Origin of the sequence: Bacillus songklensis, from assembly GCF_042649685.1 — a bacterium.
In the GTDB taxonomy this organism is placed as follows: Bacteria; Bacillota; Bacilli; order Bacillales; family Bacillaceae_H; genus Bacillus_BA; species Bacillus_BA songklensis.
In genome coordinates, this window is sequence record NZ_JBHRZT010000072.1 from 94,109 (window position 1) to 120,306 (window position 26,198).

The 26,198-nt window shown below is 39.3% G+C and carries 29 protein-coding genes, 5 pseudogenes and 1 riboswitch; of the genes and pseudogenes, 27 read left to right on the forward strand and 7 right to left on the reverse strand.

Annotated features, from left to right (window positions below; translation table 11 throughout):
• Window positions 1–30: 30 nt before the first annotated feature.
• Both ACFOU2_RS19270 and ACFOU2_RS19275 read left to right on the forward strand, forming a co-directional pair.
• Window positions 31–471, forward strand: coding sequence for a hypothetical protein (locus tag ACFOU2_RS19270; protein WP_377917946.1), 441 nt, complete (start codon window positions 31–33; stop codon window positions 469–471).
• Between the two features lie 428 nt (window positions 472–899).
• The gene (locus tag ACFOU2_RS19275; protein WP_377917947.1) at window positions 900–1,148 is read left to right on the forward strand and encodes a hypothetical protein; all 249 of its coding nucleotides are present in this window, start codon (window positions 900–902) and stop codon (window positions 1,146–1,148) included.
• A 103-nt stretch (window positions 1,149–1,251) separates the two neighbouring features.
• Here ACFOU2_RS19275 and ACFOU2_RS19280 read toward each other — a convergent pair whose 3' ends face one another.
• Window positions 1,252–1,527, reverse strand: coding sequence for a hypothetical protein (locus ACFOU2_RS19280; protein WP_377917948.1), 276 nt, complete (start codon window positions 1,525–1,527; stop codon window positions 1,252–1,254).
• A gap of 3 nt (window positions 1,528–1,530) precedes the next feature.
• On the reverse strand, window positions 1,531–1,731 hold the full coding sequence (locus ACFOU2_RS19285) for a hypothetical protein (RefSeq protein ID WP_377917949.1): 201 nt from the start codon (window positions 1,729–1,731) through the stop codon (window positions 1,531–1,533).
• Between the two features lie 242 nt (window positions 1,732–1,973).
• Here ACFOU2_RS19285 and ACFOU2_RS19290 point away from each other — a divergent pair, with 242 nt between their 5' ends.
• Entirely contained in the window at window positions 1,974–2,480 is a 507-nt protein-coding gene (locus ACFOU2_RS19290; protein WP_377917950.1) for a hypothetical protein, read from the forward strand.
• 36 nt (window positions 2,481–2,516) lie between these two features.
• On the opposite strand, the gene ACFOU2_RS19295 is transcribed toward ACFOU2_RS19290, so the two are convergent.
• Window positions 2,517–2,900: a hypothetical protein gene (locus ACFOU2_RS19295; RefSeq protein ID WP_377917951.1), complete on the reverse strand. Its 384-nt coding sequence runs from the start codon at window positions 2,898–2,900 to the stop codon at window positions 2,517–2,519.
• 851 nt (window positions 2,901–3,751) lie between these two features.
• Here ACFOU2_RS19295 and ACFOU2_RS19300 point away from each other — a divergent pair.
• From ACFOU2_RS19300 to ACFOU2_RS19390, 18 genes and pseudogenes are all read left to right on the forward strand, one after another.
• A complete protein-coding gene (locus ACFOU2_RS19300) occupies window positions 3,752–4,666 on the forward strand; it encodes a catechol 2,3-dioxygenase (protein WP_377917952.1) in 915 nt (304 codons plus the stop codon).
• 38 nt (window positions 4,667–4,704) lie between these two features.
• On the forward strand, window positions 4,705–4,911 hold the full coding sequence (locus tag ACFOU2_RS19305) for a tautomerase family protein (RefSeq protein WP_377917953.1): 207 nt from the start codon (window positions 4,705–4,707) through the stop codon (window positions 4,909–4,911).
• Window positions 4,912–5,145: 234 nt separating this feature from the next.
• Window positions 5,146–6,387, forward strand: a complete 1,242-nt coding sequence (locus ACFOU2_RS19310; RefSeq protein WP_377917954.1) for a flavin-dependent monooxygenase — start codon at window positions 5,146–5,148, stop codon at window positions 6,385–6,387.
• A gap of 277 nt (window positions 6,388–6,664) precedes the next feature.
• Window positions 6,665–7,150 carry a flavin reductase family protein gene (locus ACFOU2_RS19315; RefSeq protein ID WP_377917955.1) on the forward strand — a complete coding sequence of 162 codons (486 nt, stop codon included), beginning with the start codon at window positions 6,665–6,667 and terminating at the stop codon, window positions 7,148–7,150.
• Window positions 7,151–7,190: 40 nt separating this feature from the next.
• Entirely contained in the window at window positions 7,191–8,048 is an 858-nt protein-coding gene (locus ACFOU2_RS19320) for a cytidyltransferase (protein ID WP_377918663.1), read from the forward strand.
• Window positions 8,049–8,786: 738 nt separating this feature from the next.
• On the forward strand, window positions 8,787–9,089 hold the full coding sequence (locus tag ACFOU2_RS19325) for a 2Fe-2S iron-sulfur cluster binding domain-containing protein (RefSeq protein WP_377917956.1): 303 nt from the start codon (window positions 8,787–8,789) through the stop codon (window positions 9,087–9,089).
• A gap of 11 nt (window positions 9,090–9,100) precedes the next feature.
• Window positions 9,101–11,032 carry a XylR N-terminal domain-containing protein gene (locus tag ACFOU2_RS19330; protein ID WP_377917957.1) on the forward strand — a complete coding sequence of 644 codons (1,932 nt, stop codon included), beginning with the start codon at window positions 9,101–9,103 and terminating at the stop codon, window positions 11,030–11,032.
• A 173-nt stretch (window positions 11,033–11,205) separates the two neighbouring features.
• Window positions 11,206–11,532 (forward strand): annotated as a pseudogene (locus ACFOU2_RS19335) (2-keto-4-pentenoate hydratase); the annotation flags it as partial.
• A 29-nt stretch (window positions 11,533–11,561) separates the two neighbouring features.
• Window positions 11,562–12,353: a 2-keto-4-pentenoate hydratase gene (locus ACFOU2_RS19340; RefSeq protein ID WP_377917959.1), complete on the forward strand. Its 792-nt coding sequence runs from the start codon at window positions 11,562–11,564 to the stop codon at window positions 12,351–12,353.
• 55 nt (window positions 12,354–12,408) lie between these two features.
• Complete coding sequence (locus tag ACFOU2_RS19345) at window positions 12,409–13,098, forward strand: alpha/beta hydrolase (protein ID WP_377917960.1); 690 nt, start codon at window positions 12,409–12,411, stop codon at window positions 13,096–13,098.
• Between the two features lie 88 nt (window positions 13,099–13,186).
• Window positions 13,187–14,005: an alpha/beta fold hydrolase gene (locus ACFOU2_RS19350; protein WP_377917961.1), complete on the forward strand. Its 819-nt coding sequence runs from the start codon at window positions 13,187–13,189 to the stop codon at window positions 14,003–14,005.
• Window positions 14,006–14,443: 438 nt separating this feature from the next.
• Window positions 14,444–15,094, forward strand: a complete 651-nt coding sequence (locus ACFOU2_RS19355; protein ID WP_377917962.1) for a 50S ribosomal protein L11 methyltransferase — start codon at window positions 14,444–14,446, stop codon at window positions 15,092–15,094.
• A 120-nt stretch (window positions 15,095–15,214) separates the two neighbouring features.
• Window positions 15,215–16,273, forward strand: a complete 1,059-nt coding sequence (locus ACFOU2_RS19360) for an LLM class flavin-dependent oxidoreductase (protein WP_377917963.1) — start codon at window positions 15,215–15,217, stop codon at window positions 16,271–16,273.
• A 353-nt stretch (window positions 16,274–16,626) separates the two neighbouring features.
• Complete coding sequence (locus ACFOU2_RS19365) at window positions 16,627–16,977, forward strand: DNA alkylation repair protein (RefSeq protein ID WP_449237054.1); 351 nt, start codon at window positions 16,627–16,629, stop codon at window positions 16,975–16,977.
• 605 nt (window positions 16,978–17,582) lie between these two features.
• Window positions 17,583–17,688: riboswitch (SAM riboswitch) on the forward strand.
• 222 nt (window positions 17,689–17,910) lie between these two features.
• Entirely contained in the window at window positions 17,911–18,924 is a 1,014-nt protein-coding gene (locus ACFOU2_RS19375) for a methionine ABC transporter ATP-binding protein (RefSeq protein WP_377917964.1), read from the forward strand.
• Complete coding sequence (locus tag ACFOU2_RS19380) at window positions 18,914–19,585, forward strand: methionine ABC transporter permease (protein ID WP_377918665.1); 672 nt, start codon at window positions 18,914–18,916, stop codon at window positions 19,583–19,585. The genes ACFOU2_RS19375 and ACFOU2_RS19380 overlap by 11 nt, the downstream gene beginning before the upstream one ends.
• Window positions 19,586–19,605: 20 nt before the next feature.
• A complete protein-coding gene (locus tag ACFOU2_RS19385; RefSeq protein ID WP_377917965.1) occupies window positions 19,606–20,433 on the forward strand; it encodes a MetQ/NlpA family ABC transporter substrate-binding protein in 828 nt (275 codons plus the stop codon).
• Window positions 20,434–20,988: 555 nt separating this feature from the next.
• Window positions 20,989–21,456, forward strand: coding sequence for a DUF4188 domain-containing protein (locus tag ACFOU2_RS19390; RefSeq protein ID WP_377917966.1), 468 nt, complete (start codon window positions 20,989–20,991; stop codon window positions 21,454–21,456).
• Window positions 21,457–21,530: 74 nt separating this feature from the next.
• Here ACFOU2_RS19390 and ACFOU2_RS19395 read toward each other — a convergent pair.
• Together ACFOU2_RS19395 and ACFOU2_RS19400 are read right to left on the reverse strand one after the other, a co-directional pair.
• Window positions 21,531–22,140 (reverse strand): annotated as a pseudogene (locus tag ACFOU2_RS19395) (AmiS/UreI family transporter).
• Window positions 22,085–22,522, reverse strand: a complete 438-nt coding sequence (locus ACFOU2_RS19400; RefSeq protein ID WP_377917967.1) for a hypothetical protein — start codon at window positions 22,520–22,522, stop codon at window positions 22,085–22,087. Before ACFOU2_RS19400 ends, ACFOU2_RS19395 begins: the two are co-directional and overlap by 56 nt.
• Window positions 22,523–22,718: 196 nt before the next feature.
• Here ACFOU2_RS19400 and ACFOU2_RS19405 point away from each other — a divergent pair.
• A pseudogene (locus tag ACFOU2_RS19405) lies at window positions 22,719–23,387 on the forward strand (cupin domain-containing protein).
• 48 nt (window positions 23,388–23,435) lie between these two features.
• Here ACFOU2_RS19405 and ACFOU2_RS19410 read toward each other — a convergent pair.
• A pseudogene (locus ACFOU2_RS19410) lies at window positions 23,436–23,666 on the reverse strand (cupin domain-containing protein); the annotation flags it as partial.
• A 337-nt stretch (window positions 23,667–24,003) separates the two neighbouring features.
• Between ACFOU2_RS19410 and ACFOU2_RS19415 the strand changes: the two are divergent.
• Both ACFOU2_RS19415 and ACFOU2_RS19420 read left to right on the forward strand, forming a co-directional pair.
• The gene (locus ACFOU2_RS19415) at window positions 24,004–24,255 is read left to right on the forward strand and encodes a hypothetical protein (protein WP_377917968.1); all 252 of its coding nucleotides are present in this window, start codon (window positions 24,004–24,006) and stop codon (window positions 24,253–24,255) included.
• Between the two features lie 342 nt (window positions 24,256–24,597).
• Entirely contained in the window at window positions 24,598–24,792 is a 195-nt protein-coding gene (locus tag ACFOU2_RS19420) for a hypothetical protein (protein WP_377917969.1), read from the forward strand.
• 50 nt (window positions 24,793–24,842) lie between these two features.
• Here ACFOU2_RS19420 and ACFOU2_RS19425 read toward each other — a convergent pair whose 3' ends face one another.
• Window positions 24,843–25,079: a hypothetical protein gene (locus tag ACFOU2_RS19425; RefSeq protein ID WP_377917970.1), complete on the reverse strand. Its 237-nt coding sequence runs from the start codon at window positions 25,077–25,079 to the stop codon at window positions 24,843–24,845.
• Between the two features lie 105 nt (window positions 25,080–25,184).
• Between ACFOU2_RS19425 and ACFOU2_RS19430 the strand changes: the two genes are divergently transcribed.
• The 3 genes and pseudogenes from ACFOU2_RS19430 to ACFOU2_RS19440 all read left to right on the forward strand — a co-directional run.
• Window positions 25,185–25,502, forward strand: a complete 318-nt coding sequence (locus tag ACFOU2_RS19430; RefSeq protein ID WP_377917971.1) for a hypothetical protein — start codon at window positions 25,185–25,187, stop codon at window positions 25,500–25,502.
• A gap of 240 nt (window positions 25,503–25,742) precedes the next feature.
• The gene (locus ACFOU2_RS19435; protein ID WP_377917972.1) at window positions 25,743–25,946 is read left to right on the forward strand and encodes a hypothetical protein; all 204 of its coding nucleotides are present in this window, start codon (window positions 25,743–25,745) and stop codon (window positions 25,944–25,946) included.
• 28 nt (window positions 25,947–25,974) lie between these two features.
• A pseudogene (locus tag ACFOU2_RS19440) lies at window positions 25,975–26,058 on the forward strand (helix-turn-helix domain-containing protein); the annotation flags it as partial.
• Window positions 26,059–26,198 lie beyond the last annotated feature (140 nt).

The following is a 26,198-nucleotide window of genomic DNA, read 5'->3' on the forward strand; positions in this document are numbered from 1 at the left end:
CGAAAACGTAAAATGAAAGAAGGAAGCTAAGTGAAAAAGATAATTGGTTTATCAATGATTTTAATGGCCTTTATGTTAACCGGATGCTCGATTCAAATTGATTCTGAGACAGGGCTTTCTGCCAAATCCGAGGAGCTTGTCTCGAAGGCGGAAGCGATTGAGACTGAGTTTAATAGCACACTGAATACAATTGCTCAACTGGAAGGAAAACAATCCTTATCCTCAGATGATCAGGAACTAATCGATAATCAAATAGACCGCATCATGATGGTTGTCGATGATTTTAAAGAGACAGATACACCCTTTTTAGGAAAAAAGGTGAAGGAGCTGGCTGATCAAAACCTAAAAGAAAGAGAACGAACACTATTAAATGTCCAAGAAAAAGCTGAAAATAGAACAATGACAAAAGAGGATTTACAAAAGGTGAAAAAGGCAATCTCTGATGACGTAACCATTAGCTTGTTTAACTAGATTATGTAAGAAAAAAATAAAAAGAAAATGGGGTCCATGCCTCTAATGAGCTGGAGTATGAACACAGCAAGGGGCCGGACCTATTTGCTTTGGGATTCTAAAATCAGGTATCTTCATATCAAACCTCTGTTACTGCACTGTTCGCCCTGGAGGCAGAGGGCTTTGTCTTCCATCCGCGAAAGTAACAGCATGATTTAGTATAGGAGTGTCAATTAAATCATGATCGATCACTAAGGAAAAGATAAGAAATTTAAATATAAGGGAGGGGAATGATGGACTAACAATAATTACGGTACGAAGTTTCAAGCATGGACCTATAAATAAGCGAATATATAAATGAAATTAGATGGTAAAAGTAAATTTCGTCACGAGACATTTATCGTTACATAAAATAGGTTACAGGAAGGAAAGAATGGGAGGAGAAAAGTGTGCCCTCGGTCATAAATTTAGGAGCTTTTAATGTCAATTCTCCCCAACCAAACTCAGTCGTTCAAGTAGGTGAATTGGTGGTTAATGGGATGGATGCCAACAGAAAATATAACTTAAACCTTGGAGGGATGTATGGTTTTGGCAATGTTGTTACCGGGAATTTGAATAATATCTCAGATAGCTTTGAAGCGATTGATGGAGTAATCTTTGATCAAGATATTAAACCAAATGTTGGAGGGAATATATAAAGAGGGAAGCATCGTGAAAATTAAAAAAACCTTTATTAAATTCTTGTTTATGTATGGACATTGCTAATACAAAAAACAATAAACCCTCTTATCAAACAAGGGTTTATTGTTTTTCTGTACTTTTATGAAAGTTTCGATCTACCCTTTGTTCTTGTTCGTTTTTTGCTGTTGAGTCCTGCTCGTGTTTGGATAACGAAGCGGTCATATGAGCAAGGTTGTTCTTATCGCCATGAATATTGCCTAAACCTTGGTTATGTTGTTTACTATTTTTAAAGTCTTCAAAGAAATTGTTGCCGATGCTAAAGCATGAAGCACTTTCGATCATCCCGATTTTGATCGTCCCGATATGAAAAGTTGGAGATAAAATAGCGGAAGCCATGAATTATTCATCCTCCCATTTTAAAATATTTTTAACCCAATAGTTGTCAATTGCCGTATTTTCATTGCCGGACAAGTCCCCAACCATCTCGTAAACCACTTTTTCAGAGCGGAAATTTTTATGTGTATTTTGTTCACCCATGAAAAAACCTGAAGAATGACCGATACTCGTCATCGTAATGTTCCCCAACGTTAATTTGATCATTAAATCCATTTCTCCTTTTATCGACATGTACTTTAAGAACTGGAAAACTGCGAGGTACCGAATGCGGCAGCCTTTTTGGAAAGGGAATCCTCTCTCATAACGTTCAGCTTTTCTAATGTAGGATATTCAAATCAATGGGCGAATGACACAGCCTTTTTCAAACCGTGTAACCATCCGGATTCCATTGACATAAAGTACAATAAGCTAATTTAGAAAAATAGACCAAACGTGGTGAACCGTAGATGTTAAAATCTTCACATATTCACTTTACAGGTGATATTCATGTGCAAACGATGCAAAGACAATCCGGCATATTTATTGGAGAGCGAAACACTGCGATCGGCTGGAGTGCCCACGGAAAGGAAAATCGGGTGATTGGAAGTATTAGCGGACAATCCAATCTTCTCCTCCACAATATGTTAATTTTAAATGATCCTGATATAGTAGATACTCCAATTGATGACCGTGACATGAACCTGCATCTTGAACATCCAGATGATGATCATACAACAAATCTCACTCTTGAAAGTGTAAATGTAAATGCAATGTCACACAGTAATTCAATAAATCTTGGAAAAGGATATATAAATGGAATGGATTCGAATGACAAAGTGAATTATTCGCTGGGCAACTTATTCGGGAGTAAAAATCACCTCAAAAATAATGTAAATATAGTTAATGACCAAGATGGGGTGGATGGAATTATTGAAGACCAGGACATCAAAATTACAAACATAGAACGGGACTGAACTTTGGGGACTATCATTAAAGTTGACAATGATGATCTAAAACTCATTACGGAAGCGATAACCTTTTGAAGTTTTTACCATTTGTTCTTGAGGGGGAGAAGTTTCTGACATGGCTTCTTTTTTCGCCATTTCCTTGTCAATCTTTAGAACAAGTGATTCGGGCAAGTCCTCTGTACTGCTAATGTTATTTCCTATGACCAATTTCCCGCTCAACTCGTCAATTTCAATATTGTCTAACCGGAAGACGATGTTTTCTAAATGATCAATTTGTACATGATCAAAATGAATAGTTTTTACTGCACCTTCCTTTTGCTTCTGTTCTAATAACTCAATAATTCGATCTAATTTTGTCACAATCAGAGAGTTTACATTATTTTCTTTTTCTTTCTGTTTCTTTTTAAAAGAAAAATACTTAAACATAAACTTCCCCCTTAAGTGGATTCGAACAGAAGCGGTAAAAATTAAAACGTCTCCCTGCGATCAACGATAGTATTTCATAAATTTTATGCATTGGAAATGGGACTTAGTATATAAATTAACAGGAAGGGCGGGGGTCTGACCCCAAAATGAATGATAAACAATTTGTGGAATGATATCGATGTAAAGAGTTAGAGAAATACAAAAACGCCATTTATACAACCTCTCTTCACAATGTAGATGAAGAAACGGCCAAAAAAATTAGCCATGCAAAGCTAAAACTGCATGTATACTCCGTAAACTCAGCCAAAATATATGAGAAAGCGAAAAAGATTCATCCGCGATTAATTGAAACAGATGTGATTGTAACCTAATATAGTGGGTGGAATAAGGGATGTTGAAGACTAATAAGTTTGGGACATAGATGGTAAATCTCTAACCTCTACGTTGACAGGGTAGAGGTCGCTGGTTCGAACCCAGTCGGAATCATATTTACACAGAAGCAAGCCTGTAATCGTTGTTAAATCAATGGTTACAGGCTTTTTGTTTCTTATAAAACAATTCGGCTATTCTCCCTATTTTTGCATTTTTTACCCAATCGAACACGAAGATATCATTAGAACATAAAATCTATTAATCTTCAATGGAATACCTCCTTTACATGATTGGTATACATGTTGCTTTTTATATTCTGTCTCCGAGTAGATCATACACTGGACATTGTGATTAGTACTATTCCTACGAAAATAACAGAAAAATTTAACGTTAAAACAGCATAATTAACTGTATATTCAAAAAATAATAACTATTACAATAAATCCACAACATCATTTTAAATATAAGGAGTGAATGGAATGACGATTATGCGGATTGGTAGAGCTGAATTAAGAGTGTTGAATCTCGAAGAATCTGTTAAGTATTACACAAATGTGATTGGACTGGATGAAGTAGGGAGAAGTGAAGGGAAAGTTTATTTAAAAGCATGGGATGAATATGATCATCATAGTTTCATTCTTCAAGAAGCTGATTCTCCAGGTCTGGATCACTTTGCTTTTAAAGTAGAACATGAAGACGACTTAGCGATGTATGAGAAAAAAATTGAGCAGTTTGGATGCACCTTGAAAAGAGTTTCCAAAGGAACAAGATTGGCAGAAGGGGAAGCCATTCGTTTCGAGCTTCCAACCGGGCATCAAGTTGAATTGTACCATGACATCTTGCGTGTAGGGACAAGGACAGGAACTTTCAATCCCCACCCATGGCCGGACGGGCTGCGGGGCATTGCACCGCATCGTTTGGATCACTTAGCATTAACAGGAGATGATGTAGGAACGGTGACGAGATTTTTTACGGAAGTTATGGATATGTTTATAAGTGAAAAAATTACAACGATAGACGGCGAAGAGATGGTAGGAAGCTTTATGTATGCCAGAAATGGTAAAGCTCACGATATTGCCTTTATTAAAGGGCCAGATAAGAAGCTGCATCATGCCGCATTCTATGTTGATAATTGGTATGACGTGTTAAAGGCGGCGGATATCTTAACGAGAAATAACATCGCAATTGATGTTACTCCTACTCGCCATGGGATTACACGCGGGGAAACTACCTATTTCTTTGATCCTTCCGGTAACCGCAATGAAGCTTTTACAAGTGGTTATATCACCTATGCTGACTTCCCTACCATTACATGGACGGAAGATAAAATCGGCCAGGGAATCTTTTATCATAGAAGAGAATTGTCGGAATCATTCGCAAAGGCACTGACTTAATAAAAGATAAAAAATACTCTTAAGCGAGGTGAAGAAACATGCCGATTAGTCAAGTGCAGTTATTTGAAGGCCTTCCAGCTGAGCAAAAGGAACAGTTAATAAAAGAGACCTCGGATACAGTGGCCAATGTCTTGAATACTCCCTTAAGTACCGTTCGTGTGTTGATTCAAGAAATTCCCACAGAGAACTGGGGAATTGCCGGGGAATCAGCCAAAAAGAAACTTAGTCAGGTTTCAAGTAAATAGTCGAGACTAACGCACCTTTCAATGGTTAGGCGATACTTTTGAGAAATAGCTATATCCAGTGGACACAGATCTGTAGAAAGAGATTTACTGTGCCGATTTTGAAAGCGCTATCTGTAAGCGTTACCAATTCTTATATCGCAATTAACCTTTCATCCTGCTTCTTATTAGAGGGAGGCAAACAGACAAGTGGTTTGGCCTTCCTGCACTTAGAGATGTATATAACGAGGGAGGATCATGCTCCTTCTTCATATCACAATAGAGGAGGAAAAGAAAATGGTACAAAGTAAACTTTTGACACAAGAGAAACCGGACACGGCAGCATTGCTTGCCAGTGCGGAGGCTATAGGAAGGATTGCCGCAAGTGAGGCTATAGAAGCTGACCGGAATGCTCGCTTTTCCGATAAGGTATCTAATGCAATTAGGGAAGCCGGAATCCCCAAGCTTTTTCGGCCTAAGAAATATGGAGGGCTTCAAGTGGATGTACGGACCTATGTAGAGATTATCCGTACGGTGGCTCGGCATAGTGTTGCTGCGGGTTGGTTGACGTACTTTTACGCCGCGCATGAGATCTGGCCTGCCTATCTGCCTCCAAAAGGAAGGGATGAGATTCTTGGACAAGACGGTTTGGTGGCCGACGTAGTCGCTCCTATTGGACGTGCCGAGAAGGATGGGGACGGGTACCGTCTCTACGGACAATGGAACTTCTGCAGTGGCGTTTTATGGAGTGACTGGATTGGGCTCGGGGCTATGGTCGAGATGCCTGATGGCGAGGGGCCCGAGTACTGCTTGGTGGTGGTACCTAAGTCTGATACTAAAATCGTAGAAAACTGGGATACCGTAGGTCTGCGCAGTTCGGGAAGCAATGGAGTACTTGTTGAAGGCGCCTATATACCATTACACCGTATCCTGCCTGCCCGATATTTGTTAGCTATAGGGAAGCCTGCGGGAGGAGACTTTGACAAGAATGATGCCGTCTATCGCATGCCGTTTATGCCTCTGTTCCTGTTAGGCTTTCCAGTGGTGGCCTTAGGCGGCGCAGAACGATTGCTATCGCTCTTCCAGGAACGCACCGAAAAGCGGGTCCGCGTCTTCAAAGGGGGGAGCAATGAGAAGGATTCCTCCGGTAGCCAGCGGTTACTCGCTGAATTGACAATGCAGTTAAAGGCGGCGGAGGGCCTCTTGGACCGTTATGTTCGCCAACTTGAGACTTGGCAGGATGAGGGAAAAACTGTCGTGAGCGATGAGGAGCGGGAAGAACTGTTCGCTATACGGGGCCATGTGGTGAGAACAGCAGCGGATATCGCTACAAGAGTTATGTTGACTCTCGGGGGCACCTCGATCTTTAAAGGAGACCCCGTCGAACTGTTCACGAGGGATCTGTTGGCGGTAGGCGCACACCCTAACAGCTTGTGGGAGGACGCTATGGCTGCGTATGGCAGAACGCTATTTGGTCTGCCAGGTGATCCAGTCTGGTAAGACAGTAAGCCATATGTCGGTATTTATACGATCGGGTAAATAGTTGTAAATAGCTGAAAACAGTTCCCTCTTTCCCCTTCTTGAGTGTCAGGTTTTGAGAGTCTTTTTGTAAAGGCTCCATAGATTTTTTGAGAAATTATGATACTCATTGGATGACGATCTTTCATTTCCTGACACATGGAAGGAGAAAGAAATGTAAAACATTTTGGGATTTAATTTGATTCTAGTTTGCGAGGACTAACAGCAAAAAAACGAATGATAAAGGAGACCGAATGAAATGGATGATCGTATGTTTCGAAACGCAATGGGGAAATTTGCGACAGGTGTTACAGTCATTACGACAGAAGTGGAGGATCAGGTGCACGGCATGACGGCCAATGCGTTTATGTCTGTTTCGTTAAATCCGAAACTAGTGCTTATTTCAATAGGCGAAAAGGCAAAAATGCGTGATCGAATTAGGCAATCTAAAACGTATGCGGTTAGCTTTTTGGCAGAGAACCAGAAAGAAGTCTCCATGCAATTTGCAGGCCAAATCAAAGAAGAGCGTGAATTTGAATTTGACTGGCTGAATGACATGCCTGTTATCAAGGATGCGTTAGGTGTCTTAACATGTAACGTGGTTGGGGAGCACGAAGCGGGAGATCACACCCTGTTTATTGGGGAGGTAACGGATATTCGTCTGAAGGAAGAAGTGGAACCATTAGTATTTTACCAGGGTAAATACCGTGAATTGACAGCTTTAAAAGAAAGTATTCCTAATTAACTATTCCGTTTAAAAGAAGGGGCTGAATGATTTGGAAACAGTGTACCTTACCCATTGTCCAGACTTTTCCTTGCCGCAGCCAGAGCCTTGTGTAATTGCAATGGGCTTTTTTGATGGGGTCCACATCGGCCATCAACAGGTGATTGCTACTGCCAAAAAAATCGCCGAGAAAAGAAAGGTAAAGCTAGCGGTGATGACGTTTTTCCCCCACCCTAAAGAGGTGCTTAGCCATGGGAAAGCCAGGATGGCTTATCTAACACCGATAGAAACAAAAGGGGAAAATTTTGCTAGACTAGGTGTTGATAAGTTGTATGTGATCAAGTTTGATATGAACTTTGCAGAGCTTTCACCAAAGGAATTCATCAATAAATATGTTGTTGGCCTAGGGGCTGTCCATGTAGTGGCAGGTTTTGACTTTACGTATGGATACAGGGGACAAGGGAATATGGAAACAATCAGCGCTGACGGTAATGGATGTTTTCAGGTGACTACTGTTTCTAAACTTGAACATGGTGGCCGGAAAATTAGTTCTACCTTAATTAGAGAATTGCTATCTAAAGGTGATGTGGGAGATATCGCCCCATATTTAGGGGACTTTTATGAGACAAGAGGAGAGGTTCTCCTATACAGTAGGAGTCAAAAAAGGGGAAGTTTAAAGGCTGAAATATCAACTTATCCCTACTACACATTACCAGCGGATGGATTCTATGAAATTGAAGCCCATGTTGAAAATCATGTCTATCACGGAGTCTCACATGTTCGTTCGAAGAGGGGGGGTTCCATCACGATGGAGATTGAGCTATTTTATCTTCGCAAGAATATTCGGGATTGGACGATTAAAATCAAATGGCTTAATCGTTTGTCAGAGAGTAAAAAAGTAAAAATGAAAGCAAATTAGTATACTATTCAACTATCCATCCCTATGTTCTTTACTGGTTTAATATTCTAGTTAAGAAGATGGTCGAAAAATAAAGAGAATTGTCAAAATAAATAGTATATTCATAATAAGTAATTAATTAGTGTATTATCTCTTCATTGAAGAGGTGGATGATAAATATAAGTCTATTCAAACATACAAGAATCATAAGCGTAGATGGTGAAGGCATGACAGGGAGATTTAGCTGAGTCACAAGAGCATGAAGATATGAACTTACCCAACGTTTAGTAACTCTTTCCTCCTCCTCCTCCTATTGTCCATTCTTACAATGCTATGCACATATTTTAGTATAATAAATAGTTTATTCAAGCCTTTTTTATCAATATTGACCATTCATTTGCAAAGGTAGTTTCAAATGCTTGTAAGGGAAGAGGAGTGTGCAGAAACTGCAAAAATAAAATTGAAAAAGGAATTTTTGAAAGCGCAACCAATTATAAGGCTGTACTCATTTAAAAAGTTGGATCGTGAGTATATGAGGACATATCTCCAATTCCCCGTCGTACAGGACTCAGTTTTCTTCATTCTGATGTCACGCCCGTACTTTAACAAAGCGAAAATTTAGTTAAACGCTCTGGGTCACTATTGATCATTCATCGTCGGATGGCACGAACTATATATGATGAAACTATGCTGAAAGCCGAGGAGAAAACGTTTGGAAGCAGGATTCAGGTAATAGGGATCATTAAGGGGGGAAGAATCATGTTTACAGTAAAAGTAATGGATTATAACGAGGGTAACCCCGAATTGTCATGCCATGATAGTGAAAGCTTGCTTGATGCAGCAAATAAGAGGGGGATAAAAATTCCTTATGCTTGTAAGGGTGGAGGATGCGGGATGTGCAAAATTAAAGTTGAGGAAGGAGACTTTGAAAGAGGGCCCAGCTCAAAAGAGGTGCTTCCTGATGCCGAAAGGACGATGAATTATACGTTAGCATGTAAAACTTACCCAAAAAGCGATATGAAGATTCTTATTGATATGTCTAAATTCATTCATTCTTCTTAGGTGGTGGAAACGTGAAGGCTAACGAGCTGGATTTATCAATGTTATATAAAATTTCTACTCAACACAACCAAGACGATCCACAAGAACGAATGATCACGATACCAACGGCTGCCATGGGAATGCTTCGCCGGGAACTCATTGAAACAATAGGATTGGAGCGGACGAAAGGTTTCCTTCTGCGACATGGATGGCACTGCGGAGTCAGTGATGCGCGAAAAGTAAAAGAGCTACCTTGGGAGAACAAAAGGGAACTTTTATTAGCAGGTCCGAAAATGCATACGCTGCATGGCCACCTGAAAGTGGAGGTTGTGGTCGCCGAAGCCGATTTTTCGAAAGGAACGATACACCATGAAGGAATATGGAAAAATTCCTATGAGGCTGAAGAACATCTTAAAAGGTTTGGTCTTAGTGACCAGCCTGTTTGTCACACGTTAGTTGGCTATGCGAGCGGGTACTTGTCTTCGATTCTTGGAAAAAAAGTCATTGCCAAAGAGATTCAATGTAAAGCAATGGGACATGAACACTGCCGGGCTGTCTGTCACACTGTGAAAGAATGGAACGGGGAAGTAGATCAAGAGCTGAAATATTATAAGATGGATAATATTATTGATGAACTTGACCAAACGTTTGAAAAACTAAAAATCGAAAGAGACAATCTCAGTAAAGCGTATGAAGTTCATCAAAAGCTCACAGAAGAGGTGCTTAAAGAAAATGACTTATCCTCAATCGCGAGTGCTCTACATCAAATTACGGAGCTGCCTGTTTTTATAGAGGATGTAAACTTGTATCCTTTGGCTGTGGCGGGTCTGTCCCAACCAGAGTCCTATTTTTATTCCGAAAAATCAGAAAAGGCAGTCAATCAAATGGTTCTAAAGCGCTCCGGAAATTTAAAGAATTTAAAACAAACAGTATTCTTTGAGTTTTCGGCTGATTGTAAAAAGCTTATTACTCCAATTTATCTGCATAGAAAAATCATCGGATATTGTTCTTTTCTTTACCGAGAAACACGGCCGCAGGAAGTGGATAAATTGATTTTAGAACAAGGAGCGGTGGCTTGTTCGCTTTATTTATTAAACGAACGTACACGCATTAATACGGAACAACGGATCCAGGGTAATTTCTTAGATGATATTTTATCTAATCGTATTACTTCCGAGGAAATGGCTAAGAGAGCTTACTACATTGGCTTTCAATTGAATGCTCCTTATTTTATGATTGGAATCTGCGGATCGCTTCAAAAGCCATCAGTTAAGGAGGAACTAGAATTCAACGATGATTTGATTAATGAACTCTCTATATTCCTAAAAGATAGAAAAATAAATGCTTTATTAGGTCAAAAATCAGGAAACATCGTTATTCTTTTATCTGAATGCCTGTTGCTAAAAAGCCACATGAATAAGCAAAGTTTTTGTAAAGCATTGTTTGATTATTGTTCCAATAAATATCCTCAATATTTATTCAAGTTAGGAATTAGTTCAAGTTCCGATTCAATTGAAGAGGCTCCTCAATTATCCGATGAGAGTTTTTCGGCATTAAGGATTGCGAATCGGCATCAAAAGATCGTCTTTTTTGACTCCTTAGGTATTGAAGGAGTCATGTTCCAAATGAAAAATGTAAGCCCTATCCAAAAATTTATTCAAAAAAAATTAGGCAATTTAATTGAAGAAGATAAAAGCAGGGATATGGAATTGACCAAAACGCTTTATTATTATTTGAGTCATGGCTGCAATGTCCATAAAACAGCTCGGGCCATGAACTTTTCCATTAGTGGGCTAAGGTATCGACTGCAGAAGTTAAATGAGATTTTACAAACCGACATCAACCTTCCTAGTGTCGGCTACCAAATGTATTTATCTCTCCAGTTTTTGATTTATTGGGGACAATTGGATATCGATGTAGATATCGATCTGGATTTAGATGAAAAGGAAAGGGGTACAGATTGAAGCAGCGGTTGCTTCGATCAATACATAGTTTGTAACCCGCTCTAACGGGCAGTCTCCCCTCTGCTGATTGAAGATTCCATATATATCACTCGCAGGTATGGAAGATGGTGAAATCTGAATGGTTGTAATAAATCATAAACGAGGTGTATATCATGCAAGTTACCGATGAGAGAATGGTTTATTGGGCAAACCATTTAAAAAAAGCCGAAGAGAACCATAAGGGTGTTGAGCCGCTAACATCCATTGATCAAGAGATGACAGTAGAGACTGCCTATCAGATTCAATTAGTAAATATTCAACGAAAGATCGATTTAGGACAGCGAATTGCAGGAAAAAAAATAGGGTTAACATCATTGGCGATGCAAAATTTGTTAGGAGTCAATGAGCCGGATTATGGTCATTTATTAGATGACATGATAGTAGAAAATGGAGGACATCTTTCTTATAAAAAGGTTCTTCAACCAAAAGTGGAAGCGGAAATCGCAAAGAAGAAAGTAAAATCACTAGTTTAATAAGGAGGCGCTGAGCATTGAAAGATCATTCCTATTTAGCGGTAGCAGAGTTTTTGAACGAAGCGGAACAGGAAAAAAGGGAAGTGATTCGCATCACGGAAGATTATCCTGATCTTTCTGTTGAGGAGTCATACAAAATACAAGAGGAATTAATCAACATGAAAGTAAATAGTGGACATCGCATCATTGGGTCGAAAATGGGGCTGACAAGTCATGCGAAAATGAAACAAATGAATGTTGAAGAACCACTTTATGGATATATTTTTGACTATATGGTGGTCCCAAGCGGCGGAGAAATCCATATGAGCGAATTAATTCATCCGAAGGTAGAAGTGGAAATCGCTTTTATTTTAGGTGAAGACCTAGAGGGGCCCGAGGTAACAAGAACGCAAGTATTATCGGCAACAAAGTATGTCACGCCAGCTCTCGAAATCATTGATAGCCGTTATAAAGATTTCAAGTTCACTTTGCCCGATGTTATTGCGGATAACGCTTCTTCGTCAAGGGTTGTAATCGGTAATACACTGACTTCGCTCAACTCGTTAAATATCGATTTAGATTTAGTAGGAGCAACATTATATATAAATGGTGAGGTAAAGGCTTGCGGAGCCGGGGCAGCGGTGTTGGATCATCCGGCGAATTCTGTCGCTGTCTTAGCCAATATGTTGGCCCGCAAAGGAGAAAAGTTAAAAGCAGGAGACATCATTTTAACCGGAGGGATCACTGAAGCGATTATGCTTTCAGTAGGAGATACAGTCAGCGGACAGCTAGATCAGCTGGGAGATGTCTCGTTAACGGTAAAAGAATAGAGTTAGAATAGCCGTTTATTAATGGAATTTTACTTTTAAAAGGAGGTTTTTCTTCATGACTAGTCCCTTTGTATATGATATTCATCTCCCGTCTAATATAGGTTCAGGAAAGAAATATCCAGTTGTGTTTGCGCTGCACGGCATAGGGTATAACGAACAGCATATGCTTGCTTTAGTAGAAGATTTAAAAGAAGACTTTATCTTAATCGGCATTCGCGGCCATCTCACCCATGAAAACGGTTATGCTTATTACTATTTAAAAGGATATGGCAACCCGGAACGTGAATTGTTCGATGACAGTGTAGAAAAATTGAAAAATTTTATCGATTACGTATCCAATCAATATCCTATTGATCCTGAAAGGAAATATTTGATTGGTTTTAGTCAAGGAGCCATTCTAAGCATGACTCTTGCGTTGATATTGGGTGATACAATCAAAGGAATCGTCCCAATGAATGGCTATATACCATCGTTTGTAAAAGAAGAATATCCATTAAAGTCCATCGCGCGCATGTCTGTATTCCTCTGCCAAGGTGAGTCAGATCCTATTTTTCCTTTAAATATCGGGCAGGAAAACTATGATTACTTACATGAACATGCTGGATCTGTAAAATATACGATTTATCCATCAGCACATGAAATATCACTAAACAATCAGCGAGATCTGATTACATGGTTGCATGAAGATTCATTAAGCTGCGGTGAAAAGAAGAAATCAAGTAGTTTAGCCTCGCATGATCACTAGGAGATTGCGCCAACAAAAATAAATGTTGTCTTTGGATTAGGAAGGAATTGAGTAATGAAACTAGACTATGAGTGGAGGGAATTTTAATATGATAGAAAAGGGGAAGTATGTTAAAGTCGGGGGGATCGAAACACATTATCATGAAGACGGGAACGGGGAACCTCTTCTTCTCATTCATGGCTCTGGTCCTGGAGTTTCTGCATGGGCCAATTGGAGATTGGTGTTTCCTTTCCTTTCTCAGCATTATCATCTTTATGCCCCGGATGTGGTAGGCTTTGGTTATACGGAAAGACCGACGGGTATTCAATATTCCATAAATATGTGGGTAGAACACATGATTACTTTTATTGAAACCATGAATCTTGGTAGGGTTTCGATTATCGGAAATTCCTTTGGTGGAGCCATAGCTCTTCATATTGCCAATCGTCGTCCTGATCTCGTCAAGAAATTAATTTTGATGGGCAGTGCTGGCATTGAGTTTCCAATCACGGAGGAATTGGATGCGGTGTGGGGTTATACACCAAGCTTTGAAAATATGAAAAAGCTCGTTAGTACTTTTTCCAATGATCAAAGCATGGCGAATAATGACAACTTGGTAGAGTTGCGTTATCAAGCCAGCATGCAAGAAGGATTTCAAGAAGCGTTTTCTGCAATGTTTCCAGCACCTAGGCAAAGACATGTGAATGCTTTGGCCCTTACAGCAGAACAATTGGGAGAAATAGAGATTCCGGTTTTACTGATTCATGGAAGAGAGGATCGGATTATCCCATTGGAAAAAACGAGCTGGAGTCTATCCCAAATCATTCCTAATGCTGAACTCCATGTGTTTCCTAATTGCGGACATTGGGTGCAAATCGAGAAAACACAACCCTTTATAGGTCAAGTGATTGAATTTCTGAATAAGTAAGCTGATTTTCTAATAATGTCTAATAACCAAGGTTTCAAAATACCTAATAAGATACATGTGGAATACAGAGACATTTAGTGGCGAATTGGTGGCAAAATTCATCATACTGCCACCAATCCCATCTGTTTAAATCCTATTTAGCTAAAATTACAGCCTGTTATATCAAGCTTTTCATGCTTAAACTGTTATAATCCGATTCACTTTTCTACCTTGACAGGGTAGAGGTCGCTGGTTCGAACCGGGTTGGAGTCACACTACCATAAAAGCCTGCATTTCTCGGAAACGAGGGGTGAAGGCTTTTTCTGTATGTTGACGAAAGGTACTAGGGGTATGTAAAATATCTTCCTTATGAAAATTGGATCGGAATGGTATAAAATTTTAAAACAGGCGATTTTATATGAAGATTATTAAAACGTTTGGAAAGTTAGGATGATTGACATGTTCAATGAATTTACGATTTCAATGTCTATTGAGCAAATAGATGAAGCGATTGAAAAGCTAAATTTTCACGGATATTACAACTTGTATTACGATCAACCAATTGAACAATTTGCTGAGAAAAATGGGTATGGATTTCATGAACTCTTAGATACCGATATTGACTTAAAAATTTTTTTAGAAGAAACCGATAAAGAACCCGTTGATGTGGAAAAAGCAAGGGAAGAGATTACTTCCATTTTGAAGGTGAAGAAGGAAGCGATCTATTATCAATTCATCGAAACACAAGATTGGCAGCAGCCTTTCCCGATTATCAATCTTCAAAACGGATGGTACATCAAACCGACTCATACGGAGGAAGAGATGGAAGGTCGCGCGATCCATTTTGAACCGCCAAGAGCATTTGGATCAGGCTTACACGGAACAACTCAGGATTGCCTTCGCTTTATTTTAGGAGAAGATTTGCACGGAAAAAAGGTATTGGACATTGGAGCAGGGGCTGGTTTGTTAAGCATTGCAGCAGCCCTTGTTGGCGCCGAACAAGTGGTGGCTGTTGACATTGAGGATGTAGAAGCCGAAGTGACGGGTGTATTTCTGGCCCATTGCAATGAGACTGTTTCTCCCAGAGTGAACAGAAACTTGTTAAAATAAGGAGAAGAAAGTTATGATGGGGATTGACAGGGATTTTCGAATAAGTATTTTATCAATTAACTTAATTTTTCGGTACATACAAATGGACTAGAACAAAATATGAAGCAGGAGGAACATTTAGTGGAGATAGGTGTAAGTACGTTTGTGGAAACAACTCCAGATGTTAATACTGGAGAGGTGATAAGTCATGCACAACGAATTCGAGAAGTGGTTGAGGAAATTGTACTAGCAGATGAGGTAGGGCTGGATGTCTTTGGTGTAGGGGAACATCATCGCAAAGATTATGCGGCGTCTTCTCCTGCAGTGGTGCTGGCTGCGGCTGCATCAAGGACGAAAAGGATACGTTTGACAAGTGCGGTTACGGTTCTTTCTTCTGCCGATCCAGTGCGAGTGTTTCAGGATTTTGCGACGGTCGATGCGATTTCAAATGGACGCGCAGAGATCATGGCAGGAAGGGGATCTTTTATTGAATCGTTTCCACTGTTTGGCTATGATTTAGGTGACTATGATGAGTTGTTTGAAGGGAAGCTCGAATTGTTGTTAAAAATCCGCGAGTCGGAGAAAGTGACTTGGAGAGGGGGACATCGGCCGGCCATTGAGAATCTCGGAGTGTATCCGCGCCCTGTTCAGAATCCTTTACCCGTATGGATTGGCAGCGGCGGCAATTCGGAATCTGTCGTTCGTGCTGGCCTTCTTGGACTGCCGCTTGTCCTGGCGATTATTGGCGGCAGCCCGCTTCATTTTGAACCACTCGTAAAGCTCTATAAAAAGGCCGCCAAACATGCCGGCCATGATGTATCAAAGCTGCCGGTGGCGTCGCATTCGCACGGTTTTATTGCGAAGAATACCGAAACAGCGGCCGACAAATTTTTCCCGTCTACCCAGCAGGCAATGAATGTATTAGGGCGTGAGCGTGGATGGGGGCCATACACGCGTTCAACTTTTGATGCTGCCCGCAGCTTTGAAGGTGCATTGTATGTAGGTGATCCGAAAACGGTAGCTGAAAAAATCATTCATCTAAGAAAGAACGTTGGCATCACACGCTTTCTGCTGCACGTACCGGTTGGCACAATGCCCCACGATGATGTGATGAAAGCGATCGAATTATTAGGAAAAGAAGTGGCGCCAATGGTTCGAGAAGAAATATCTAAATGGGAAGCCAAGAATGAAGAGAAGTAAGTGATCGGATTTTTTCGCTCTATTCGGGCGGTTGTAAGGGGCAAGGAGACATGAGGTAACCCGAGCGTTTTAAATGAGGAATATAATAATGAAAGAAACTAGGTTCAGTCCTCCCGTTCAATGAAAGTATGACCGGAGCGGGGGAGTGGGCCTTTTTTCTGGACTCTGAAAAAGGGTATCAAACACTTTCAATCAAACACTGGAATACTTGCATTGTTGGCTTTTCATGAAACCTTGGTTACGTAAGTACTTTTTCAACTCTGTTAAAGAATGATACTCATATTTGTCCTTCTGTTCAATTGGTGTTATAATTCGGCTAAATAATCAGAACATATGTGCGGGTGGAAATATCTATGATTGAATCGGTAAATTTATACATTCAAAAACTTGTTAATCTATATTCCCAACACACTGATGCGGAATATGCTGAATGGTCTAAAAAATATTTAAGAAACCAATATGAATTTTTAGGGATTAGAACCCCTATTCGTCGTCAATTAATGAAAGAATTTGTAAAAGAAAATGGGTTGCCGCCAAAAGGGAGACTGAAAGATGTCGTTTTTTCTCTTTGGGATCTTCCGGAACGTGAATATCAACAAGCAGCATTTTTTAGCAAGTTTCTTTTCAGTAGCAAATTTTTAATGGCTTCATCTAACAGCTCAGATATAGGAGTTTTTATTTCATCCGAAAGTTATTTTAGTTAATGATATCATTTAACCTTTCCAGCGTTTGATAAAGCTTTTCTTGTTTTTAGACCACAATTTTTTATTCATATCTATCATCTCTGATGTTAGATGGGTCAAGACATCAGATCAGATTCCCATGGGCGTTAAATACCCCAATCCTTAAATCTCTTTTGACGGAAAGTATTGTTATTTATTCGTTGGAATTCAATAAGGGCAAACGTAACAAGAATTAACAGATCAAGTCATCAGAACGGACTTAGGGATCAAAGAATTAGCTGTTTGTTCAAATGGGCAAGTGTTCAAGAACATCAACAAAACAGTAAAGTAGAGAAACTAGAGAAGCGTCTTCATAGGTTTTAGAGAAGAATTTCTCATAAAAATGAACGTGTCTCCCTATCTCCAGGGAATTGTCAAGGGGTTGATCATCATTGTCGCTGTATTATTGCTGAGAAAAAAATAGCCCGCTCGGAGACATATTGTGATGCGAGGGGGCTATCGATTTTACATGTGTTGGGACACTCCATAGCAATGGGAGACAAAGAGAGAATACGTTTTAATTGCTATTTTTTTATTGACAAAACCAAAATATACTTGTATTATCTAAAGAGTCAATTTATTCATAATACTTATCAAGAGAGACCGAGGGATTAGGCCCGATGACGTCCGGCAACCCCCTTAATGGGAAGGTGCCAATTCCTGCAGAATGACTTTCATTCTGAAAGATAAGTCGAAATATAGATCATGTTTCGATGCTCTTTTCAGTTGAAAGGGGCATTTTTTGTTTGAATGATAGATTGCCAGCAGATCCTTTGAACAAGTCTTTTAACATAAAGCAATAACGATATGAGTTTGAACATATTTTCAAAGAGGCTGTCCTCCTGTGTATGTCATACATAATACCGAGAACCACTCGTTCAGAAATTCTAGTTTTAGGGAAAATGAGGTCATCATATGATTGAAATTCAAAATCTTTCAAAGGTTTATAAAACAAAAAACGGGTTAGTGAAAGGTGTGGACGATGTTTCGATCACTATTCAAGAAGGAGAAATCTATGGGATTGTAGGATATTCCGGTGCCGGAAAAAGCTCCTTGCTTCGTTGTATTAATCTATTGGAGAGACCTACCTCCGGAAAGATTACGGTTGATGGGACTGATTTAACATCTTTAAAAGGTGAAAACTTGCGTGTAGCAAGATTAAAAATCGGCATGATTTTCCAACACTTTTATTTAATCAGCCAAAAAACAGTGTTTGAAAACATTGCTTTTGCTTTAAAGGCTGCCAAAATGCCGCTGGATCAAATAAAAGGGCGGGTAGAGGAACTGCTCGAAATGGTTGGTCTTTCCGATAAAAGAGATGTCTACCCCACACAGCTGAGCGGCGGGCAAAAACAACGGGTTGCCATTGCAAGGGCGCTTGCCAATAACCCGTCCGTGCTTTTATGTGATGAAGCTACATCTGCTTTGGATCCAAAGACGACTAAGTCGATTTTGAATCTATTGAAAAAAATTAATAAAGAGCTCAACATTACCATTGTGTTAATTACTCATGAGATGGATGTTGTAAAGGAAATTTGCAACCGGATGGCCATCATGCAGGACGGAAAGGTTATTGAAGAAGGTTCTGTCTATGATATCTTCGCTAATCCAAAGACCGAATTAACAAAAGAGTTTATTGAAAGTGTCGTTTCCTTTGAAGTGCCTGAGACGATTATAAGCCGTTGTGAAGGACCTATTGTGAAGATCATGTTCAAAGGGAAAATCGCGGGTGAAGGGATTATTTCAGATACACTTCAGCAATTTAATGTGAAAGGCAACTTCCTTCATGGTTCCATTGAATATATTCAAGAAATGCCGCTTGGTATCTTTATTATGGAACTAAAAGGACAAAAGGAAGAAATCAAAACAGCCCTTCAGTATATTGGAAAACGGGAAGCGCAAGTGGAGGTGTTACGTGATGGGCATTGATTTCAATCATCTTATAGAACTAATTCCTGATATAAACCAAGCGTTTATTCAAACGATTTATATGATTACCATCTCTCTGGCAGTTTCAGTTGTCGTTGGGCTGCCAATCGGGATTTTATTATATGTCACTGATAAAGGGTTATTTTTTGAAAATCGTTTAGCCAAAACGGTATTAGATTTTGTGGTGAACATGGTGCGGTCGATTCCATTTATTATTTTACTGGTTGCGTTACTTCCATTCACAAAATTTTTGGTAGGTACAACCATTGGGCCAACCGCAGCAAGTGTGTCCCTTTCAGTTGCAGCCATCCCATTTTTTGCCCGGATTGTGGAGACTGCTTTAAGGGAAATCGATAATGGAGTCATTGAAGCAGCTGTTGCTGCCGGTGCAACTCCGTGGATGATCATAAAGGATGTATTGTTACTGGAAGCCAGATCCGGGATTATTTCGGGTATTACATTGACGCTCATTAGTTTAATTGGGTTTTCGGCAATGGCAGGTACTGTCGGAGGCGGCGGAATTGGCGATTTGGCCATTCGCTTTGGCTATTATCGATATGACAATACCATTATGATTGCAACAGTTGTCATCTTAATTGTTCTAGTTCAGGTCGTTCAGCTTCTAGGTGATTTTATCGCCAAAGTTGTAGATAAAAGATAAAGAGAAAGAAGGAGAAGATTATGAAAAAATGGCTCACAGCTCTTATTCTAGTATTCATTGTGGGAGCTTTATCAGCTTGTGGTAACTCAGGCGGCAGCGAGAAGGCAAACACAGATACGAAAGAAGTTAAATTTGGTGCGACTGCTGGCCCTTATAGTGATATGGTGAAGAAAGCTATTGCACCAGGATTGGAAAAAAAAGGATATAAAGTGGAGGTTGTAGAATTCAGTGATTACATACAACCCAATATGGCGTTAGATCAAGGTGATATTCAGGCGAATCTGTTCCAGCACACGATTTACCTTGAGAATTTCGAAAAAGAAAATAACATGGATTTAACGGCATTAATTTCGGTTCCAACAGCACCGATGGGAATCTACTCCAATACGTACAAGTCTCTGGATGAAGTAAAAGACGGAGCAACCGTTACAGTTCCAAATGATCCAACGAATGCAGCACGTGCTTTTAATACCTTGCAGGATGAGGGCTTAATCAAACTTGATGAAAATGCAGATCCGCTTACGGTTTCTGAAAAAGATATCGTAGAAAACAAGAAAAATCTAGTATTCCAGCCAATTGAAGCAGGTCAGCTTCCTCGTTCAGTCGAAAGTGCGGACTTAGCAGCTGTACCTGGAAACTTTGCGCTGGCAGCGAAGATGGACTTGCTTAGTGCATTAGCTCTTGAAAATATGCTGGATCCTTACCGTAATATCGTGGCTGTAAAAGCAGATAATGAAGATTCTCAACTCGCAAAAGATATAAAAGAAGTGGTAGAATCAGAAGACTTTGAGAAAGTGATTGATGAAGAATTTAAAGGATTTGGAAAGCCTGAATGGATGAAGAAATAAGTAACTTCTTATAAGTAGCTAGCTGTTCAAATTTCATACTTAAGGCCAGTCCCCCGCCGGGTTAACCATTTAACTTAATGGGGGACTGGTCTTTTTTTCGCGAAATGAAGAAGGAGATTTGTTCTTCATAAAGAGATATCTGGGAATTTACAAATTAGCTTAAGGGGAGAGAGAAGAAAATGAAATTGAGAAAGAAGGCTGCAAGCGCCATTGTTGCGGGGGCTTTATTAGCATCTTTACCATTCAGCGTTTTTGCAATGAACAAACTATAACATCTAAAGCGGGGGGCCGGACCCCTTTTTCGTTTTTCTGATTTTAAAATCATCAAGCCTTTGTTGCCACACCGCTCGTTCTTGAGACAGAGGGCTTTGTCTTCCAGTATAAAGCGATGAAGGCTAGGGTTATTAAAAAGTGGCTCTGTTATTATTTGTTGTTGATTTTTGAATTTCTCATTAGACTAAAGGAACAGAACTTAAATTAAAATGATACCAAAGATGATTCTCATCATATATAATTGGTAAAAGAGGAAATTTATTACAGGGAGTCTGGGGAACTATGTCAACAAAAATACATAATGGTGCTTTTACAGCAGAAACCGAGGATGGGTTTGTTGTATTTATCATTGGTGTTCGCTTAAATAAAATACGGGCTTTATTTAAGTGGTTATCAGCGATAAAAGCAATGATGCCAATGCTAAAAGAATTGTATCAAAATCCAGAGTTAGGCTTTTTACAGGAACAAACCGTCATTGGTTGGCGTACAGTGACAACAATTCAATACTGGAGAACGTATGAACAACTGGAAACATATTCAAAGGGTAACATTCATTCTGAGGCATTGAAAAACTTCTATAAGAAAATCGGTAAAAGCGGTTCAGTAGGCTTGTACCATGAGACATATAAAGTCGAAAAAGACGAATCACTATATATTAATATGCCAGTTTACGGTTTGGCTAAAGCCTTCTCACATATTCGTATTAATAATAAACTTAATACCTCAAAGAAACGAATGGAAAGAGCTTAACACCTTTTGAAAAACAAACGTAGAATTCTATTTTCAGTATACGCCCTGACAAGGGTGTTATTTTTTTGTCAAAATCAACAATAAACATTAACAAAGCCAAAAAAAGTAAGGCCCCAGGCTAGCAGCGGTCCAATCAGATCCCACTTGCCAATAAGGGTGAGAAAGGCTGGAATCGTTGCGGTGACCCATGCTTGAATGATTGCTACCCAACCGGTGAAAGCGTGCAGGCAAGCAATAGATAAAATAAGGTCCAGAGGAAAGACCACATAAGCCAGATAATGCCGAACTTTATGTCATGAAACTGGGTAAAACTCATATAGCTGTAACCGAGGTCAAGAATGGCAACCCATAGGGAATACCAGCCGACGCCGGAAGAATCCAACTCTTTGAGATTGGAAATTCCCACATAGAGGTAAGTCAAGCCAAAGAGAAAAACACCGGAGGCATTAAAAATCGCCCAAGGATCTCCTCCCGCTTTAAAATTAAATAAAAAGGCGTAATAACCTGGATGACCCCAATAAAGAGGTTGAAAACTCCTGCACTTTTTCCATCAACCTTCCCTAAAAGCATTAAGCTGTTCACAAATAATACTGCACCCACATACATAAAACCCACCGTGTTCATTCTTTCACCCTCCTTGACTCTCAAGAGATTGATTCTTTCCATTAAAAGATAATTCTTCATCTGTACGGCTTTGCTGCTCTTTGACTTTCACTAAATTTGGCTTACCGTTTTGCATTTCGGCAACGAATAATGTCGACGCTTCTCCTTGTAATCGCTGGCTGATTTGTGCTGCAAGGGGAACCTCAATATATTTTCGGATCGTACGCTTCAGGAATCTCGCTCCATATCGTTTGTTCAATCCTTCTTTGATCAAAAATGCGCGGGCAGCTTCATCGAGCCGAAGTTGACAGTCATACTTTCGGATCCGAAGATTAAGAGATTCGATATTCATATCAAGAATGTGTCCAAGCACTTCTTGATGGAGCCATTGAAAGACAAAGATATCATCGAACCGATTGATAAATTCAGGGGTAAATCTTTTTTCTAATTGTTGAAGCGTCACATTGCGAAGGAAATCCTGTTCACTTTTCCGCCAGTTTGAAGGGGTGAGAAACTTATATTAATTACAGCTAAAGGGAGCATTTCTTAAATAAGGGATGCCCCTGTTTTATTTTTTCAATAGGCACAGTAACCAGTTGAAGCCCAAGTCATACACTATGATAAAGGATTTTCACTTAATAATCCCATAAAAGAGGAGCATTATGATGGGAAAACGTACTATTAATCAAGTGGGCGGAAATGTGCCACAACCTATCCGAAGTGATGGAGCTGGAGGGATTGACTCCGGCCCGCGTAATATTATGCGGGATCTTCAAAATCCGGATATGCTCGTTCCACCTATTACAGATGCTGGCTTGGTTCCTAACTTGAAATTTTCATTCTCAGACACTTCTATGATATTAAAACACGGTGGATGGTCCCGGGAAATCACCGTCAGGGAACTTCCGATAGCGACCACCCTTGCTGGAGTAAATATGAGCTTAACTGCCGGTGGAGTGCGTGAATTCCATTGGCATCCCAATAACGACGAATGGCAGTATTACCTTACCGGACAAGGGCGAATGACTGTATTTACTGGAAACGGTGTAGCTCGTACATTTGATTATAGAGCTGGTGATGTCGGATATGTACCCTTTGCTACTGGACATTATATTCAAAACACCGGTACCGAAACATTATGGTTTTTAGAGATGTTCAAAAGCAACCGCTTTGAAGACGTGTCGCTAAATCAATGGATGGCACTCACTCCTAAAGAATGAGTTAAGAGCAACTTAAATGTTGGATCAGAACTGATCGATTCTCTACGCAAGGAGAAATGGCCTGTTGTTAAATATCCAGGGTTTTCCTACTATCCAAAAAACAGGTAGATAAGAGTAGATTTAATTGACAATTTTTATGATATTCCTACGGGTTAAGAGTCGTAACATATTAGAACCTAATGCCGTTTCAAATTGGTCATTGTTAAAGAAGAGGTGAAGATGCAATTTTTCTGACTTAGATATAATCCAATGCCACCAAGCCATCGGAATAAAAACAACTTGACCAGGTTTCGCAATATAGGTATGCAATCTATTAGTATCTGGATGAATAATTGAGATTTGGGCTTCACCTGAAACAACAACATCTAATTCCCATGCTTGCCAAAACAAATGGATTTCACAATACTCTAAAAGTACGCATATACTAAATTAAATTTCCAGGAAATGGAGGAGTTGAATAGTGCCTGTTTCCGTCGTTTTTAATCAAATAAATATTGTAAGTATGGCTGCGAATTCAGTGATTGCTTCGGGTCAAAATAGCCAGCCGGATTGGAATACCCAAGGTAAACTTAACTCGGGGAACGGAAATTACGTGAATTCAGTTATACTAGGTTGTACGAACATAATCAATGACCAAGATATATCTGACATGCCTGTTACGCAGCCAGAAGTCATTAATCCTCAACCAGTCGCTCAATTCTAAGGAAAAAGAGAAGAAAAGAAAATGAAAAATTTAATCATAAAATTTACTAATATCAATATTTCCTGCATTTCCTCTAATTCTGGTGTTTTCACTGGGACAAATTCACAATTAAATTGGCAAGTGAGCAGGAAAAGCAATACAGGATTTGGAGAAATAACCGGTTATAATAATTTTGCCTCTCATATTGTAAATGTCATTAACGATAATGATGAAATTGATGCGGATTTTTCTCAAAATATAGGTGTTCAAAATCAGCCTATGTCACAAAGTTAGGTAAGGAATAACGATTGTTTAGGTACCTTTTTGGGCATCCAATAAATTATCTGTCAGATTGGCTAGAATATATCGTTAATAGAGATAAACCATCTTTTATACAGATGGTTTTTTTTGTTAGCTCATTTTCGGGTGGTAATCCGGATTGTTAATATAGATTAAATGGTAATAGGGGAATACTTTAATAATAAATATAATAATTATCATACAACAGGTCTTAAAGCTTAAAGTGTACATTCAATTTTGAGGTAAGCAGGTAAGAATTTAAAAAAAGATAATGGATACCAAATCCGATGATGAATGAAGCCCACTATACTCCCTTCTGTGAGGTGTTATAAATATATGGTCAATATTCAATATCATTCAATTAAAGTAAATAAGGTTCAAAACAGTTCAGGCTTATTTTACGGCGTTAATATTCAATATAAATGGAGTAATAAAGGTCGAATTTCTGACGGTTTCGGAAGAGTAATGGGTCATTCTAATAAAATTTTAAATAATACCACCATTGTAAAAGCAGCCAGGAAAAATATTTGAATAGGAGTCTAGGAGTTAAGGGTCTAGAAAAACCTTTTTGTATTAAATTCTTAGTATCCTTTTTCAGGGGGATCAACTAAATCATCTTCACGAACAATGAGATGTGTATTATTGGATATTTGATTTTCATCTCCCGAAACAGTACCAAAACCGGAATTACTGCTACTGATAGTGGTTTTCCAATTAAATTGATGGTTTTTGCCAATAAAAACCCCCGCATTGTCTTCAACTGTATTTACCGTGATATCATCAAAAATGATCTGAGGGGAACTGAGATCTATTTTCATAATTCCTCCCTTTACGCATGAAAGATTAATATGAGTCATCTAATACACATCATTATATGTTGGAGATGGGCTGTAAGTGTTAAATCTAATAAGGGGTCAAACCGTATGGATGAAAATGTGCTAATCAATATACTCCAAAATATTGAAAAAAGACTTACAAGTTTAGAGACGAATGTTAATGAATTATCGAAAAAGACAGTACATAATTCCTTCCATTTAGATATAAAGAATGTTCAAACACTGAACTTGGACGAACTGTCTTATCATTTAGATAATATTGATGTAAAGGAACTTAGTGGAACACTGAATATTGGCAACACTTTTCCTCCGCATATGAATCAATTTCAAGCTGGAGGAAAGAAAGATAAAAAAACAACAAATGAGCTCGATTCTGATCTAAGCTCCGAGAGCCAAAACTATTGAGCAAAAAATCAAGAAGAGGAGACATCAGAAATATTAGTCAAAGTTAACGGGAAGAGTGTCCCTTACAGGCTAATCCATAATCAACAAACAAGCAAGCCTGATAAAACTCTAACTTCAAACTTTACGATAGGTGACATTAATATTGGGACGATTGAAGATGCTTCAGCAGTAAATTTCGGTAATAACTTTCCAACAAACTTTAGAAGCCATAAAAAGGTTAACCAGGGATTTGGTAATATCTTGGGTAATCAAAATGATATTCATGGTATCTTATCACAGCTGGAGGAAAAGGGTGCAGTGGAAGTGTATAATGAGAGTCCAGACCAACAGCCACCTGAATGGTTAGGAATAGCGGTAGAAGAACAAAAGAAGGACATGGATGAAGCCAAGTTAAATGAAGATGAGGATATCGAGGGTCAGTCCCCCGCTGAGTTAAATTATTAACGCGGCGGGGGACTGACCCTTTTTCTCTGAGGCTGCTAAAAAGCTCGGTATTACGAGAAGTACATTATATAGGAAGATTAATCAGTGGAAGATTGATAAGGTTCCTCTTTGAGGAAATAGTATTAATATAGAAAACAGGCATTTCATCAATTGTCCTCCGTAAAGGAAAACGGCCGGTTACGATTCCGTAACCGGCCGTTTTCTATACTAACTAGATACTCTACAAACCTTTATCAATTAGACACCTTTGAT